Origin of the sequence: Bacillus cereus group sp. BfR-BA-01309 (assembly GCF_022664315.1) — a bacterium.
GTDB classification, from domain to species: Bacteria; Bacillota; Bacilli; order Bacillales; family Bacillaceae_G; genus Bacillus_A; species Bacillus_A mobilis.
The window spans coordinates 515,881-531,304 of the sequence record NZ_JAKUHE010000002.1; the positions used below are offsets into that span (position 1 = coordinate 515,881).

Consider the following 15,424-nt stretch of genomic DNA (forward strand, 5'->3'; position numbering starts at 1 on the left):
TTTCCGATAGGGGCTTTTTCTATTTCTCACAGAAACAGATGTTAAATAATTCCGAATCTTATGATAAAATTTTATAAGCGTTTACAAAAAATGAAAGGAGGTGATACAAGCTATACGAAATCGATATTCAATTTTATTTAAAAAAAGGAGGATGTCTAAATGACAAAGAAAACAGAAATTCCATCGCATTTAAAACCATTCGTATCCACACAACATTATGATCAATACACACCGGTGAATCACGCTGTGTGGCGTTATATTATGAGACAAAATCATAGCTTCTTAAAAGACGTTGCTCATCCAGCCTACGTGAACGGACTACAATCATCTGGTATTAATATAGATGCAATTCCAAAAGTAGAAGAAATGAATGAGTGTTTAGCACCAAGTGGCTGGGGCGCTGTAACGATTGACGGACTTATTCCCGGCGTAGCATTCTTCGATTTTCAAGGACACGGATTACTACCGATCGCAACAGATATTCGGAAAGTAGAAAATATCGAGTACACACCAGCTCCAGATATCGTACACGAAGCAGCAGGACACGCACCGATTTTACTTGATCCTACATATGCAAAATATGTGAAACGCTTTGGGCAAATTGGTGCAAAAGCTTTCTCTACAAAAGAAGAACATGATGCATTTGAAGCTGTTCGTACATTAACGATAGTAAAAGAAAGCCCTACTTCTACTCCTGATGAAGTTAAGGCTGCTGAAAATGCTGTAATTGAAAAACAAAACTTAGTTTCTGGTTTATCAGAAGCTGAACAAATTTCACGTCTTTTCTGGTGGACAGTAGAATATGGATTAATTGGAAATATAGATGATCCAAAAATATATGGTGCTGGCCTCCTTTCTTCTGTTGGCGAAAGCAAACATTGCTTAACTGACGCTGTAGAAAAGGTTCCATTTTCTATCGAAGCATGTACAGGGACAACTTATGACGTAACAAAAATGCAACCACAACTATTTGTTTGTAAATCCTTTGAAGAATTAACAGATGCGCTTGAAACATTTTCTAAAACGATGGCCTTTAAAACAGGTGGAAAAGAAGGTTTAGAAAAAGCAATTCGCTCCGAGAACTATGCAACAGCTGAGCTAAATAGCGGATTACAAATTACTGGTACATTTAGCGAGACAATTGAAAACGATGCAGGTGAATTAATTTACATGCGAACAAATTCACCAACGGCATTAGCGCTTCATAATAAACAGTTAGCCAATCATTCTACTTCTGTACACAGTGATGGATTTGGAACACCGATTGGATTACTCACTGAAAATATTGCATTAGAAACTTGTACAGACGAACAACTACAATCATTAGGAATTACAATTGGAACTATCGCTGAGTTTACTTTTGCAAGTGGTATTCATGTAAAAGGAACAGTAACAGATATTGTAAAAAACAATAAGAAAATTGCTCTTATTTCCTTTATTGATTGCACAGTTACTTATAACGCCCGCGTTTTATTTGATGCTTCATGGGGCGCATTTGATATGGCTGTTGGCTCACAAATCACTTCAGTATTCCCAGGTGCCGCAGACGCAGCAGCATTTTTCCCAATGGATGAAGAAGTTCAAGAAATTCCTGCTCCACTTGTACTGAATGAACTTGAACGTATGTATCAAACAGTTCGAGATATTCGAAGTGAGGGGATCTTACACGACGCGCATATCGATCAATTAGTAGCAATTCAAGAGGTATTAAATAAATTTTATGCGAAAGAATGGTTGCTGCGCCTTGAAGTATTAGAGTTACTTTTAGAGCATAACAAAGGGCATGAAACATCGGCAACATTACTACATCAACTTTCTACTTTCACAACTGACGAAGCTGTAACACGCCTTATTAACAATGGTCTTGCGTTACTTCCAATAAAGGATGTGAAAAATGATGCTACGCTTAACTGAGGAAGAAGTTCAAGAGGAATTATTGAAGGTAGATAAATGGATGGTAAAAGATGAGAAATGGATTGAACGAAAATATATGTTTTCCGACTACTTAAAAGGAGTCGAATTTGTCTCTGAAGCCGCCAAACTATCAGAAGAACATAATCACCACCCATTTATCCTTATCCAGTATAAAGCAGTCATTATTACTTTGTCATCTTGGAATGCAAAAGGTTTAACGAAACTAGATTTTGAGCTTGCAAAGCAATTTGATGAACTATTTTTACAAAACGAAAAAGCAATTATAAGAAAGTAAAAAAGAGAAGCCTTTTTTAGGCTTCTCCTTTTACTTTGAATTGGATACAATGTCCAAATGGATCCTCGACTTGCAATATTCCATCTTTGTACGTAGCAATCTTGCCAATATTTTTTAAACTTTCACATACTTGCTCTTTTTGTTTTTCATCCGCTAGTACAATTGTGAAATATTTCAAGCCAACGGAATTTGGCATTTGCGGTGGTATTCCTTCACCTTGCCACGTATTTAAACCAATATGGTGATGATAGCCACCTGCCGATACGAACAACGCGCCATTACGAGCTGGGATTGTTACTTCAAAACCAAGACCATCCACATAGAAACGTTTTGCTTCTTCTAAATCAGCTACATGGAAATGAACATGCCCCATCACAGTACCCGCTGGAAAACCATTCCACGCACTTCCTTGTTGTAATAACTCTTCACCAGCTAACGGATTGCTAACAAATGGTAGTTCTCCATTCTCATCACGCCAAACTTCTTTTTGGCGATCATGATAAATTTCAATCCCGTTTCCATCTGGATCAGCTAAATAAAGGGCTTCACTAAAGTAATGGTCGGCTCCGCCGTGCAGTGGATATACCATTTCTACAAGATGACGAAGAATATTCGCTAAATCCTGTCTACTTGGTAATAAAATTGCGTAATGATATAACCCCGTTCTCCCTCTTTGCTTTGGTATGGCTTCTTTCTTTTCTTCAATGATAAGGAGTGGTTCGTTATTTTCATTCCCAAATGTAACAACCATTTCATCTTCTTTTAGTACTTTCATACTTAGTACTTCTGTATAAAACTCTAGTGATTTCTTTATATTTGATACATATAAATGAACAACATCAAGTGTTGTGTCGGGATGAAGTTGAAAACTCATCTTGTTAGCCCCCATTTCATTTAGTTCTTCTTTAACATTTTCTCTTTTAAGAAATTATCTACAAAACCGTCTGCTTTCGCAACAAATAAGTACGCACCCATTGCTAACAATGCAAGCTCTAATTCGAAGCCAGGATTTTTTCCATCTCCTAATAAACCAGCTGACCATTTTACTTTCACAATTGCTCCAACCATAACAAGTGCAAATAATAATCCAATATATCTTACTCCTAAACCTAGTATTAACAATATACCACCAACTACTTCCGCTGTTGCTACGCCGTATGCAAGTCCTCCTGGTAAACCAATGCTTGTGAACCACCCTGCAATATTGTCAATCCCCGATTGGAATTTTGTTAAACCGTGCATAAAGAACGTTACCCCTAACACGATACGAATAATTAAGTTACCGATATGTTGATTCATTTCATTCTCTCCTTTATAGTTTTCTTATACAAAACTTTTATTTACATTACAAAACATACACTACTTTTTTTTATTCGTCAATTCATTTTCACTGGGAAAATATATATTTTTTTTGCTATGATACAAATAGTTGTTTACAAAAAGGAGCTTGATTTTATGAATATTGGTTCTGCAATACGTGAAATTCGTCAACGTAGAGGCATAACAATCGCACAAATTTGTGAGGGAACAGGTCTTTCTAAAGGGTTTATGAGTCAGGTTGAAAATAATAAAACCTCACCATCTATCTCAACTTTAGAAACGATCTCCAATTTTTTAAACGTTCCTCTTCCCTATTTATTATTAGAACAAAAAGATCGGTTGAAAGTTGTCAAAAAGGTAGAGCGTAAATACAGTGTATACGGAAAAGATGAACAAAGAATTGAACATGTTGCAGAGCAAGGTGGCCTTCGCCTAAATCTCGTAGAAATTCCTGCTGGGTTTCCGAAAGAAAACTCACCAAATGCCCATGAGGGAGAAGAATGTCACCTCGTATTACGCGGAAAACTAGAAGTTCAACACGGAGAAGATATTGCAATTGTAGAAGAAGGTGATTCTTTCTCTTGGAATGCATGTGTTCCTCATATCGTGCGTAATATAGGAGAAGAAACGGCATTATTACTCATCTCTAGTCATGCAGAAAATCGAAAACGTGTTTATTAAATAAAAAAGAAGCCTGTAAATTAGGCTTCTTTTTTATCCCCGTATAACTCCATAGCTCGTCCCAACTAGTACAGTCTTTTCGTATTGATTGCGATATACTGACTCGATTGAAACCTTTTTGTATCCTTCCATCTGTTCAACATTTGTTAAAGTCAATTCACAAGTGATCGTATCCCCTGTAAAAACCGGTCTAATAAACTCACTTACTAATTCTCTTGCTATGTAATGTAATTCTTCGCCTACTTTCGTTCCAATACTAGCAGTCAATAAACCATGAACCATTAAACGTCCATTTTCATCATATTCCATATGGTGCCTGCCTTTATCTCCTGTAATATTTGCAAATTCAAAAACCTCTTCCTCAGTAAATCTTCTTTCGTATTTAAATACATCCCCAACTTTTACACTCATTTTTATCCCCCTAATAATAAACAGAATTTTCTTTCATCTTACCATAAAATGAGTCTCAGTTCAGTTTATATTATTAAAATAGTGAGCCTTTTTCTACACTACCTTACTTTTATCTGTGCCCCTCTTTTTTTGCTGCTTGATACCCGTAGTACGCACATGTTCCATTTCTCGATAACTCCCTTACCTCAAAACCACAACTTCTATAAAAATCAAAATTACTAGCAGATGTATGTGCAAACCAATCGCCATGTGGCAGCTTTTGCAAACAAAGAGCGACAAGTTTCTTACCTAATCCCTTACCTCTATATTCACATTTCACAACTAAATTTACTATGTTCGCGACCATAATTCCATCAGAAATGACTCTAACCATCGCAACCATCTCTTCTTCATCCCAAATTGTGAATGCCCATGTTGAATTTTCAAATGCTATCGTGAATTTTTCAATTTGCCAGGAAGGGATATCATCATTGCTCCAACCGGCATCTTCGAATAAAGTTTTAATTGCATATGCAGGTACACCATTCGTTCCCTCACGAATAATAAGTCCATTATGATAAATATACATGTAATCCCCCCTTTATTTTTATATACCATTCTTCAAAAGATGCAATTTACCCTTTTTCATCCAACACACTTAATGGAATAAACGAGAACATCCATACCATGAAATGAAGTTGTTTTCTCATAACTAAGTCCTGTTTTTCTAGCAACAAAGATGGAGGCCGGGTGGTCCGGATTAATAAGAGAAATTAATTTATTCATTCGTAACGCTTGGAAGCCATAGTCTCGAAATGCTGCCGCTGCTTCTTTCGCATACCCTTTTCCCCAATACTGAGGCAGTAACCAATACCCAATTTCAATTTCCTCTTTTCCATCTATCTGCTGCTTTACTAATCCTGCATGACCAATTCGTATTCCTGTTTCCTTTTCAATCAATACAAATAAACCAAGGCCGTTTTTATAGCTAGGAATCACCCACTCCTCCAAACTTTTTTTACATTGCATATATGTTTTTAACGTCCCATTTCCAATATAGCGCATTACCTTCTCATTTCCCCATAGTGAAGCGTAGAACTGTAAATCATCCATTGTATATTTACGAATTTGTAAACGATCTGTATGAAACATCTCTGCACTCCTTCCCACTCATTTGTGCTTAACTACACGACCATGTTTTGAATATATACTAAATGTTACTGTCTATTATAAAGGAACTAACAATAAAATACAGAATATTCAATCTCAGAAGAATTAAAAAAGGCAGTAGACAAATATTGTCTACTGCATCCATATCATAACTAGCATAAAGAAAACTACAATTGAGGGGGGTGTAGGATTTTCAAATATACTAGATACTTATCCCGTTCTAACGGGCGGTAAACTTTTCAATTATATGAAAGTGAAAAGTTTACCGCACATAAGAACCTTTGCGGTCATTAAGAGAGTACCGTTAAGTACTCAAATACACGCTGCGCTTTTTCTCCACCCATTCGTGCATGTTGAAGAAGGGAAATACCATGTGGACCCGATGCACGCAATGCCTCTGGTTGTGCCACTAAAATAGCTTGTACGACTTCTAATTCTCCAAGCATCGCGGCTGCGAAAATATCCATTCGAGCACCCTTTTCTAGTAAATAGAGAGCAATATCCTTACGACCTACATGTGCCGCTGCTCCTAACGCACTTTCCCAATCTGATCCACCCCAATTGTAAGAAGCATGAAGTAAGCTTGGCGATTCAGCCAACAGTTCTTGTACTTTTTCTAAATCTCCGTGAGCTGCCATAACAAATTCTCTTACTAACTCAGTGGTAATACGTTCTTCTGTTCGCATCGCTGTTCTCTCCTTTTAGAAATTCTTTTCGGTGTAAAAAATGGCTTGTCGCTTCCTTGAAAAATATCTACCTCAATACCGAACACACGTTGAAACATTTCATGACATAACACTTCTTCTGGTATACCGTCATACTGAAGCTGTCCTCGCTTTAATACAAGTAAACGATCACTATATTGAGCCGCTTGGTTAATATCATGTAAAACCATTACAATTGTCATGCCAAACTCCTCGTTTAACCGTTTCACAAGTTCCATCACTTCCAATTGGTGAACGATATCCAAAAAAGTTGTTGGCTCATCTAATAATAAGACATTTGTACGTTGTGCTAGCGTCATTGCAATCCAGGCACGTTGTCTTTCTCCTCCTGATAAAGATTGTAAAAGACGATATTCATACCCTCCAAGATTTGTAACTGACAATGCCCAATCAACAATTTCTTCATCTTCTTTATTTAAGCGACTGCTCCATGATTTATGAGGGCCTCTTCCAAATTCGATTAATTCTTTCACTGTTAAATCTAATTGATGATCATGCATTTGTGGTAACATCGCTAATTGCTTCGCTACATCGGCACTTTTCATCGTATGAATATTTTTTCCATCTAGAATGATATCCCCTTCGCTTTGTTTAAGTAGTCTTGCCACTAAACGAAGCAAAGTAGATTTTCCAGATCCATTCGGCCCAATCAAACTAACGACCTCTCCAGCTTTAATATGTACATTCATATTTTGCATTTGAAATCTTTCAGAATGTGCGTAAAACACTTTATTAACGGAAATCACGTTGTTTTCCTCCTCTATGAATTAAATATAAGAAGAACGGACCGCCTAAGAAGGATAATAAAATACCAACAGGCAATTCAATTGGATCGAACCAACTTCGAGCTATCGCATCCGCGAAAACAAGTAATATCCCTCCGCCAAGACATGATAATGGCAATAAATATTTATAATCATTTCCAACTAATAAACGTAACATATGTGGTACGACAAGACCGACAAATCCAATAAGACCAGAAACACTAACCGCAATTCCAGCTAATAATGTACTTACGACTATTAAATAAAACCGGCTTCTCTCCACGTTATGACCTAATAATTTCGCCATTTCATCTCCAAGCATTAATACTCGAATATGTTTAATACCAAAGAAGGCTAATATAATAGCGAATATTGCATAATAAATAATCATGTTTAAATGTGTCCAACTTACACCACCAATGCCACCTGCTAACCATGGCAACACAGATTGTACTTTATCACTATGTAATAACATTAACGCTGACGTGGCTGCACCAATTAATGCATTGATTGACACACCTACTAAGACAATCCTTGAAGCTGGTGCCCCCTTTTGCCATGATAAAGCATAAATGACCATCGCCGTTATAAAAGCTCCTAAAAACGCTCCGAGCGGTAAAAAAGCCATATGCTGAGGAAATAAAATCATAATTACAATTGCTACAAGGCCTGCTCCAGATGAAACCCCGATTATACCAGGGTCTGCAAGAGGGTTTCTCATCACCCCTTGCAGCAGGGCACCAGATGCTGCTAAACATGTTCCTACTATAAATCCAACGAGCACTCTCGGTATACGAAGATCCCATACAATTCGATGAACTGTTGAATCTTCATCTTGTATCCCTGTCAGAATATCTCGTAATGAAAAGGATAAACTTCCTGCGAAAAGGCCGTAGAAAAGACCTAAAATCATTAATACTACTAAAGTAACTGCTATTATCCATCTTTTTTTCGCAAAAGGATGTTCCTTTTCCCTTACTACTTCACTACTTTCCATACGTATCATTTCCTTACATCTTGTATACTTTTATACATAAAGTCCATCGCTTCTGTAACTTTTGTTCCCGGATTTGATCCAAATAAGTCGGGGGGCAAAATAACTACACGATTTTGTTTTACTGCATCCAAATTTTTCCACGCTTCATTTTTCATCATTTCGCCTTCAAATGCTTTTTTAACGCTACTTGGATCTCCATGTGTAATTAAATAAATCACATCTGGATTTGCCTCAATAATACGTTCTACACTTAACTGCGCATATTGCGGATATTCCTTCATTTCCGGAAATTCAGCTGCAATATTTTTCCCGCCTGTTTTTTCTAAAATATCACCTGATAAAGATGTTGATAATGCTGCTAAATAAGTACCTGGTGCTCCATACACTAGCAATGCTTTCACATCGCTTTTTTTCTCATATGTCTTGATTTGATCATTAATTTTTTGGTTAAGTTCTTTTGCTCTATCTTCTTTCTTCATAATCGTTCCGTATAATTCAATATTCTTTTGAATATCTTGTACAGAATTTGCAGAAGAAATCATTACTTTCGTTCCTTGTCCTTCAACCGTTGGAACATTCTTTTGGAACCCATTATTAGCAATAAGTACATCCGGTTTTAAGCTAGCAATCTGCTCAAAATTCGGCTGATGTGCATTCCCGATTACTTGCACTTTCTTTATATCCTCTGGAAGCGTTATTTTTGCATCCGGACGACCTACTATTTTCCCACCTAACGCATGAATAATATTCATGTCTCCCATACTTAATGTTGCAAAACTCTCTGGCACTTTATCGAATGTTACCTTTCTTCCTGACAGGTCGGTAACTTCGATTTTCTCTTTTCCTTTTTCTGTTTTTGTTGCAGATGCTTTTTCGTTTTCCTTTGCATTGCAACCTATTAACAAGAAAAAAATAGATAAAATCGCTGTGAATAGCGTAATAGATTTTTTCATTCTTCCACCTCTAACTGATAATGATAATCATTAACTACTATTCTACTTTAATTGATAAGGATTATCATTGTCAACATAAAACGCATACATTTTCTAGAAAAAACAAAAAGCGTTACAAAAAAGATTCCTTCTTTTTTGTAACGCTCTATTTATCAATATTATTCACATTCATTTCCCTCTAACTCGTCTCGCATCACTTTCACACGCTGAAAGAAAAAGAAGGATAAACTTAAAAATATAACGATGCTCCCCATCATAACAAAAGATTGTACTGCTTCTTTTGCTCCATTCGGAATCAACAAGCCAACCATTAACAATGTACTTACAGCGAGAAGGATTTGTCCGAACCGAGTATAATCTGCTATTTTTTCTTGCAATTCTTTCATCATATTCTCACTCCTCCATTTCACTGTATCATATTCTATTACACTAAAAGACAAGTAAATACAGACATTCTGGGAGATGTTTTCCAAATGAAAAAGAGCCGCTTTATCGCGACTCTTTTATAAGCATTACTCCCCTTTATATGCTTCCATATAAATTTCTTTCAGCTCTGAAATAAGAGGTAGTTTTGGATTAGCTGTTGTACATTGATCTTCAAAAGCTCTTTCTGCTAATAATCCAACAACCTCTTCAAACTGCTCTTTAGCAACTCCTTGTCCCGCAATACTCATATTAATATTTAAACTTTTTCCAAGTTCAATAATTGCTTGGACGAGTGATTCCACGCCTTCAACTGTTGAGCTCGCTGGAAGCCCGAGCATTCTCGCAATATGTGCATAGCGTTCATCAGCTACAAAGTGCTCATATTTTGGGAACAATGCGTGTTTTCTTGGCTTAATAGCATTATAGCGAACTACGTGCGGCATAAGAATTGCATTCGCACGCCCATGCGGAATATGAAATTCTGGTCCAATTTTATGTGCTAAGCTGTGATTAATACCTAGGAAAGCATTTGCAAATGCCATCCCTGCGATTGCAGAAGCATTATGCATTTTTTCTCGTGCTTCTTCGTCATTTCCATCTTTAAATGCTCTTGGTAAATATTTAAATACGAGATCAATGGCCTTTAATGCTAATCCATCTGTATAGTCATTTGCTAGAACAGATACATATGCCTCGATTGCATGCGTTAATACGTCCATGCCAGTGTCTGCTGTTACATGTGGTGGTACTGTCATTACAAACTGTGGATCAACAATTGCTACATCTGGTGTTAATTCATAATCTGCGAGTGGATACTTTATATTATTTTTCTTATCTGTGATAACCGCGAATGGTGTCACTTCTGATCCTGTTCCTGATGTTGTTGGAATGGCAACAAACTGTGCCTTACTTCCTAATTCCGGATATTTACATGTACGTTTTCTTATATCTAAAAACTTCTGTTTAATTCCATAGAATATTGTTTCTGGTTGCTCATAGAAAAGCCACATCCCTTTCGCTGCATCCATCGCTGAACCACCACCAAGTGCAATAATTACATCTGGCTTAAAACTTCTCATCATTTCCGCACCCTTAAAGACAGTTTCATCTGATGGATCTGGCTCGACCTCAAAGAAAACTTCAACTTTTACATCATTAGCATGTTTACGTAAATAATGCGTAACCGTATCTACATATCCATGCTCAACCATTCCTGGATCCGTTACAATAAATGCACGTGAAATGTTAGGCATATTTGCTAAATATGCTGTCGCATGTTTTTCAAAATAAATTTTTGGTGGTAATTTGAACCACTGCATATTCTTTTTTCTATTTGCCAACCTTTTTATATTCAATAAATGCGTCGCTGTTACGTTTTGAGAAACTGAGTTTTTCCCATACGAACCGCAACCAAGCGTAAGTGATGGAATAAATCCATTATATATGTCACCAATTCCACCTTGTGATGAAGGGGCGTTTACAATAAGACGGCAAGCTTTCATACGTAATCCAAACTGCTTTTGTACTTCTTTATTTGTAGAATGAATGACTGCTGAATGTCCTAAACCACCAAGGTCTAACATGTCTTCGCAATATGTAAGTCCCTCTTCTAGTGAATTTGCTTTTACACAAGCTAATACTGGACTCAGTTTCTCACGAGATAGTGGATATGCTGCTCCGATACCTTGTATTTCAGCTACAAGCATTTTTGTATTTTCAGGCACAGTAATTCCAACTAATGCGGCAATGTACTGTGCTGATTTCCCTACAATATCACTATTTACTGCACATGTATTTTCATTAATAACAAGCTTTTCTAATTTTCTTCTCTCTTCTTCTGTTACAAAGTAACAATTGTTTGCAATCATTTCTGTTTTCACATCATCATAAATTTCCTTGTCTACAATGATTGCTTGTTCTGATGCACAAATCATACCGTTATCAAATGTTTTTGATAAAATTAAATCATTAACAGCTCGTTTTATATGCGCTGATTTCTCTATATAGCATGGTACATTACCAGGACCTACACCTAGCGCTGGCTTTCCAGTAGAATAAGCTGATTTCACCATACCTGCTCCTCCAGTTGCCAAAACAAGTGCAACACCTTCATGGTTCATTAATTGTTTCGTTGCTTCGACAGAAGGTTTTTCAATCCACTGAATACAATGTTTTGGTGCCCCTGCCTTCACAGCTGCATCGTATACTGTTTTCGCCGCTGCAATGGAACAGTTTTGTGCTGAAGGATGAAATGCGAAAATAATTGGATTTCTCGTTTTTATCGCGATTAATGCTTTAAACATTGTTGTCGACGTTGGATTCGTTACTGGCGTTACCCCAGCTACTACACCGACAGGTTCCGCAATTTCTATTATTTCTTCATGAGGATCTTCATGAATAATCCCTACTGTTTTATCTTTTTTTATGCTATGCCAAATATATTCAGTAGCAAAAATATTTTTAATACATTTATCTTCATATACACCACGACCCGTTTCTTCAACAGCCAACTTCGCAAGCGGCATATGTTGATCAACACCTGCTAATGCCATTTCATGAACAATGTTGTCAATTTGCTCTTGTGTAAAACTTTCTAATGCTTGTAAGGCCTTTTGACCGTTATTCACTAACGTATCAATCATCTCTTTTACTTCCTGCATTTCATTTACAACTTTCTCTTTGACTACCATGTAAATTCCTCCTATTCTGCTACCGTGGACTAAATAAGACCCTGCAGGTCATAATAAGTCCCGATTAGCGCAAAAAAAATAGAGTTGCTTTCCTACATGAACCTCATTGTTTGTGAAATATTTCACAAGTTTGTTCGTGAGTAACACTTCATGAACTTAATATACATGAAACTATTTCATTTGTGTATGTCTATTTTGTGAATTTTTTCACAAAATAACGTAATAAAAATGCACTGCCTATATAAGCAGTGCATTTTTATTATGCTAACGCTTGTGCTAAATCTTCAATTAAATCTTCACCGTCTTCAATACCGACAGAAATACGAATTAATGTATCTGTAATTCCTAATTCTTTGCGGCGATCTGCTGGGATTGATGCATGTGTCATTTGAGATGGGATAGAAATCAAACTTTCTACTGCTCCTAAACTTTCAGCAAGTGTAAAGTATTGTAATTTCTCTAGTACTTTATTTAATGTTTCTTCACTATCTACATCAAATGAGATAATAGCACCAAATCCATTTGCTTGTTCTGTTGCTAATTCATGGTTTTGATGTGATGCAAGACCTGGATAATATACTTTATTTACTTTTGGATGGTTATTTAAAAACTCAGCAATTGCACGTGAATTCGTTTCATGCTCTTCCATTCGAATTCCTAATGTTTTTAAACCACGAAGTAGTAAGAAGCTATCTTGCGGACCAAGAATGCCTCCTGTTGAGTTTTGTACAAAGTGAAGGTCTTCTGCTAATTGCGGGCTATTTACAACTACTAGGCCTGCAACTACGTCACTATGACCTCCTAAATATTTCGTTGCACTATGAAGTACAATGTCTGCTCCTAAAGAAATCGGTGACTGCCAATATGGCGTCATGAATGTATTATCGATAATTGTTAATAAATCTTTCTCTTTAGCAAGAGTAGATATTTTCTTAATATCAGTAATTTTCAGTAATGGGTTCGTTGGTGTTTCCACATAAATCGCTTTCGTGTTTGGACGAATTGCTTCTACAACTTCCTCTAGATTTGTTGTATCTACAAATGTATGCTCAATACCGAAGCGGTTTAATACTTTTGTGATAACGCGGTACGTTCCACCATACACATCATCTGTTAAAATAACGTGGTCACCTTTTGAGAACAACATAATTGTAGCTGTAATAGCAGCCATTCCTGAACCAAATGCAAAACCAGCATGACCGTTTTCTAATACAGCAATCATTTCTTCTAAAGCTGCACGTGTTGGGTTGCCTGTACGTGAATATTCATATCCTTGATGCTTACCAACTGCTTCTTGTTTGTACGTACTTGTTTGATAAATCGGTACATTTACAGATCCAGTTGAAGGTTCTCCTATGCGAATACCATGAATTAACTTTGTCTTTGCTCTCATTTTTTATTCCCATCCTTTGTATATGTCTTTACTTAAATAGCGCTCACTACTATCAGGAAAAATCGTTACAATGTTTGTACCTGGCGCCGCTTTCTCTGCTTCAAGTAAACTTGCATGAAATGCTGCTCCTGACGAGCTCCCAACAAGCAGTCCTTCTTTTTGAGCTAATTCCTTCACTCGTAAAAATGCATTTCGATCAGAAATTGTATGAATTTCATCAAAATAAGATGTTTTCAAAAATGGTGGGATGAATTCAAGGCCAATCCCTTCTGTTTCATGCGAACCAGCTTTACCACCATTTAAAATGGACCCTTCTGGTTCCACAATAACCGTTTTTATATCTACATTTTTTTCTTTCAAATAAGATGCAGTCCCCATGAATGTACCACCAGTTCCCGCTCCAGCAACAAATATGTTAATCTCTCCGTTCAGTGCCAACCAAAGTTCAGGACCTAGTGTTTTGAAATAAGCACGCGGGTTTGCTTCATTCGCAAACTGACTTGGAGAGTACGAATTCGGTATTTCATTTACTAATTTTTTTGCTTTCGCAATTGCACCAGTCATTCCTTGCTCAGTTGGTGTATGCACAACCGTTGCGCCTAGTGCTTTCATTAATTCTTGTTTTTCAATACTAAATTTCTCTGGTACACAAACAATAACGCGTAAATCATGTTGTAACGCTGCAAGTGCCAGTCCAATACCAGTATTTCCAGCAGTCGGTTCAATAATTGTTCCACCCTGGGTAACAAGCCCTTTTTCTAGTGCATCTTCGATTAATTCTCTTCCTAAACGGTCCTTAACGCTTCCACCTGGGTTATAAAATTCAAGCTTTGCAAATAAACGGACCCCTTCTGGAAGTGAAAAACGAGTAATTTCTACAATTGGTGTATGACCGATCAACTCATGAACTCCACGATATACATTCATCGTGTTCTCCCCCTTATTTGCCAATAAAGAAAAGGCAACTGTATGTATTTTCTTTATATGAGACAGTTGCCTTTTTGTTACATTACTTTAACTCTTCTAGTACTTTTACGATAAAGTTTGTAGAATGAAGAGCTGCTTGATCTAAAAATTGATCAAATGAAACATTTGATTCTTTACCAGCAATATCAGAAAGTGCACGAATAATAACAAACGGAACTTCATATTGGTGGCATACTTGTGCAACAGCTGCTGCTTCCATTTCTACTGCATAAAGATCTTCAAATTTATCACGAATTGCTGCAACGCGGTTCGGATCACTCATAAATGAATCACCTGTTGCAATCATACCTTTTACAACTTGAATATTTTCTTCTGCCTGCATACATTTCTCAGCTAATGCAACTAATGCTTCATCAGCTTTGAAGCCAGGTGGCATTCCTGGTACTTGACCATACTCATAGTTAAATACTGTTACATCTACGTCATGATGACGAACTTCTGTTGAAATAACTACATCTCCAACATTTAGAGAATGATGGAATCCACCAGCTGAACCAGTATTAATTACTTTTTCAGGCTTATATCTTTCTAATAAAATTGTCGTTGACATCGCTGCATTTACTTTACCAATACCAGACTTTAACAAGATTACTTCATGTCCTGCTAATTGTCCTTTCGTAAATTCACAACCCGCAACCGTTTCTGTTTCTGCTTGTTCTAATTTGTCACGTAAAATACGTACTTCTTCTTCCATTGCTCCAATTACAGCAATTCTCAAT

General features: G+C 36.8%; 17 protein-coding genes. 3 read left to right on the forward strand and 14 right to left on the reverse strand.

All coding sequences use genetic code 11. From position 1 onward, the window contains the following. Positions 1-159: 159 nt before the first annotated feature. Both MR115_RS06340 and MR115_RS06345 read left to right on the forward strand, forming a co-directional pair. Entirely contained in the window at positions 160-1,914 is a 1,755-nt protein-coding gene (locus tag MR115_RS06340) for an aromatic amino acid hydroxylase (RefSeq protein ID WP_242240503.1), read from the forward strand. Next, positions 1,895-2,209 carry a 4a-hydroxytetrahydrobiopterin dehydratase gene (locus MR115_RS06345; protein WP_016086202.1) on the forward strand — a complete coding sequence of 105 codons (315 nt, stop codon included), beginning with the start codon at positions 1,895-1,897 and terminating at the stop codon, positions 2,207-2,209. Before MR115_RS06340 ends, MR115_RS06345 begins: the two co-directional genes overlap by 20 nt. A 16-nt stretch (positions 2,210-2,225) precedes the next feature. Here the strand turns inward: MR115_RS06345 and MR115_RS06350 are convergent, their stop codons facing one another. Next, positions 2,226-3,083 (reverse strand): VOC family protein, encoded by an 858-nt coding sequence (locus tag MR115_RS06350; protein WP_071720670.1) that lies wholly within the window; start codon positions 3,081-3,083, stop codon positions 2,226-2,228. A gap of 20 nt (positions 3,084-3,103) precedes the next feature. Then, a complete protein-coding gene (locus tag MR115_RS06355) occupies positions 3,104-3,508 on the reverse strand; it encodes a DoxX family protein (RefSeq protein ID WP_061677240.1) in 405 nt (134 codons plus the stop codon). Between the two features lie 156 nt (positions 3,509-3,664). Between MR115_RS06355 and MR115_RS06360 the strand changes: the two genes are divergently transcribed. After that, positions 3,665-4,210, forward strand: a complete 546-nt coding sequence (locus tag MR115_RS06360; RefSeq protein WP_001020698.1) for a helix-turn-helix domain-containing protein — start codon at positions 3,665-3,667, stop codon at positions 4,208-4,210. 33 nt (positions 4,211-4,243) lie between these two features. On the opposite strand, the gene MR115_RS06365 is transcribed toward MR115_RS06360, so the two are convergent. The 12 genes from MR115_RS06365 to mtnN all read right to left on the reverse strand — a co-directional run bounded on the left by MR115_RS06365 (position 4,244) and on the right by mtnN (position 15,423). Next, a complete protein-coding gene (locus MR115_RS06365; RefSeq protein ID WP_097864782.1) occupies positions 4,244-4,621 on the reverse strand; it encodes a hotdog family protein in 378 nt (125 codons plus the stop codon). A gap of 109 nt (positions 4,622-4,730) precedes the next feature. Next, positions 4,731-5,189, reverse strand: a complete 459-nt coding sequence (locus MR115_RS06370) for a GNAT family N-acetyltransferase (RefSeq protein ID WP_097818241.1) — start codon at positions 5,187-5,189, stop codon at positions 4,731-4,733. 56 nt (positions 5,190-5,245) lie between these two features. Next, positions 5,246-5,752, reverse strand: coding sequence for a GNAT family N-acetyltransferase (locus tag MR115_RS06375; protein ID WP_242240504.1), 507 nt, complete (start codon positions 5,750-5,752; stop codon positions 5,246-5,248). A 308-nt stretch (positions 5,753-6,060) separates the two neighbouring features. After that, on the reverse strand, positions 6,061-6,456 hold the full coding sequence (locus MR115_RS06380) for an ankyrin repeat domain-containing protein (RefSeq protein WP_061677232.1): 396 nt from the start codon (positions 6,454-6,456) through the stop codon (positions 6,061-6,063). Beyond that, complete coding sequence (locus MR115_RS06385) at positions 6,423-7,241, reverse strand: ABC transporter ATP-binding protein (RefSeq protein ID WP_097864783.1); 819 nt, start codon at positions 7,239-7,241, stop codon at positions 6,423-6,425. The genes MR115_RS06380 and MR115_RS06385 overlap by 34 nt, the downstream gene beginning before the upstream one ends. Then, positions 7,228-8,256 (reverse strand): FecCD family ABC transporter permease, encoded by a 1,029-nt coding sequence (locus MR115_RS06390; RefSeq protein ID WP_141438499.1) that lies wholly within the window; start codon positions 8,254-8,256, stop codon positions 7,228-7,230. Before MR115_RS06390 ends, MR115_RS06385 begins: the two co-directional genes overlap by 14 nt. Positions 8,257-8,261: 5 nt before the next feature. Further along, positions 8,262-9,209 carry an ABC transporter substrate-binding protein gene (locus MR115_RS06395; protein WP_242240505.1) on the reverse strand — a complete coding sequence of 316 codons (948 nt, stop codon included), beginning with the start codon at positions 9,207-9,209 and terminating at the stop codon, positions 8,262-8,264. Positions 9,210-9,367: 158 nt separating this feature from the next. Beyond that, positions 9,368-9,595, reverse strand: coding sequence for a YrhC family protein (locus MR115_RS06400; RefSeq protein ID WP_097818416.1), 228 nt, complete (start codon positions 9,593-9,595; stop codon positions 9,368-9,370). Between the two features lie 126 nt (positions 9,596-9,721). Beyond that, positions 9,722-12,325, reverse strand: coding sequence for a bifunctional acetaldehyde-CoA/alcohol dehydrogenase (adhE, locus tag MR115_RS06405; protein ID WP_242240507.1), 2,604 nt, complete (start codon positions 12,323-12,325; stop codon positions 9,722-9,724). 259 nt (positions 12,326-12,584) lie between these two features. Further along, complete coding sequence (locus MR115_RS06410) at positions 12,585-13,718, reverse strand: bifunctional cystathionine gamma-lyase/homocysteine desulfhydrase (RefSeq protein WP_061677223.1); 1,134 nt, start codon at positions 13,716-13,718, stop codon at positions 12,585-12,587. Positions 13,719-13,721: 3 nt separating this feature from the next. Continuing rightward, positions 13,722-14,645, reverse strand: coding sequence for an O-acetylserine dependent cystathionine beta-synthase (locus MR115_RS06415; RefSeq protein WP_242240508.1), 924 nt, complete (start codon positions 14,643-14,645; stop codon positions 13,722-13,724). A gap of 82 nt (positions 14,646-14,727) precedes the next feature. Continuing rightward, positions 14,728-15,423: a 5'-methylthioadenosine/S-adenosylhomocysteine nucleosidase gene (gene mtnN / locus MR115_RS06420; RefSeq protein ID WP_061677219.1), complete on the reverse strand. Its 696-nt coding sequence runs from the start codon at positions 15,421-15,423 to the stop codon at positions 14,728-14,730. Between the last annotated feature and the right edge of the window lies 1 nt (position 15,424).

What these genes read in the sequence shown, in the direction of transcription:
- MR115_RS06340 (WP_242240503.1), top strand. Translation starts at nt 160, where the DNA reads ATGACAAAGAAAACAGAAATTCCATCGCATTTAAAACCATTCGTATCC.
- MR115_RS06345 (WP_016086202.1), top strand. Translation starts at nt 1,895, where the DNA reads ATGATGCTACGCTTAACTGAGGAAGAAGTTCAAGAGGAATTATTGAAG.
- MR115_RS06350 (WP_071720670.1), bottom strand. Translation starts at nt 3,083, where the DNA reads ATGAGTTTTCAACTTCATCCCGACACAACACTTGATGTTGTTCATTTA.
- MR115_RS06355 (WP_061677240.1), bottom strand. Translation starts at nt 3,508, where the DNA reads ATGAATCAACATATCGGTAACTTAATTATTCGTATCGTGTTAGGGGTA.
- MR115_RS06360 (WP_001020698.1), top strand. Translation starts at nt 3,665, where the DNA reads ATGAATATTGGTTCTGCAATACGTGAAATTCGTCAACGTAGAGGCATA.
- MR115_RS06365 (WP_097864782.1), bottom strand. Translation starts at nt 4,621, where the DNA reads ATGAGTGTAAAAGTTGGGGATGTATTTAAATACGAAAGAAGATTTACT.
- MR115_RS06370 (WP_097818241.1), bottom strand. Translation starts at nt 5,189, where the DNA reads ATGTATATTTATCATAATGGACTTATTATTCGTGAGGGAACGAATGGT.
- MR115_RS06375 (WP_242240504.1), bottom strand. Translation starts at nt 5,752, where the DNA reads ATGTTTCATACAGATCGTTTACAAATTCGTAAATATACAATGGATGAT.
- MR115_RS06380 (WP_061677232.1), bottom strand. Translation starts at nt 6,456, where the DNA reads ATGCGAACAGAAGAACGTATTACCACTGAGTTAGTAAGAGAATTTGTT.
- MR115_RS06390 (WP_141438499.1), bottom strand. Translation starts at nt 8,256, where the DNA reads ATGGAAAGTAGTGAAGTAGTAAGGGAAAAGGAACATCCTTTTGCGAAA.
- MR115_RS06395 (WP_242240505.1), bottom strand. Translation starts at nt 9,209, where the DNA reads ATGAAAAAATCTATTACGCTATTCACAGCGATTTTATCTATTTTTTTC.
- MR115_RS06400 (WP_097818416.1), bottom strand. Translation starts at nt 9,595, where the DNA reads ATGAAAGAATTGCAAGAAAAAATAGCAGATTATACTCGGTTCGGACAA.
- adhE (WP_242240507.1), bottom strand. Translation starts at nt 12,325, where the DNA reads ATGGTAGTCAAAGAGAAAGTTGTAAATGAAATGCAGGAAGTAAAAGAG.
- MR115_RS06410 (WP_061677223.1), bottom strand. Translation starts at nt 13,718, where the DNA reads ATGAGAGCAAAGACAAAGTTAATTCATGGTATTCGCATAGGAGAACCT.
- MR115_RS06415 (WP_242240508.1), bottom strand. Translation starts at nt 14,645, where the DNA reads ATGAATGTATATCGTGGAGTTCATGAGTTGATCGGTCATACACCAATT.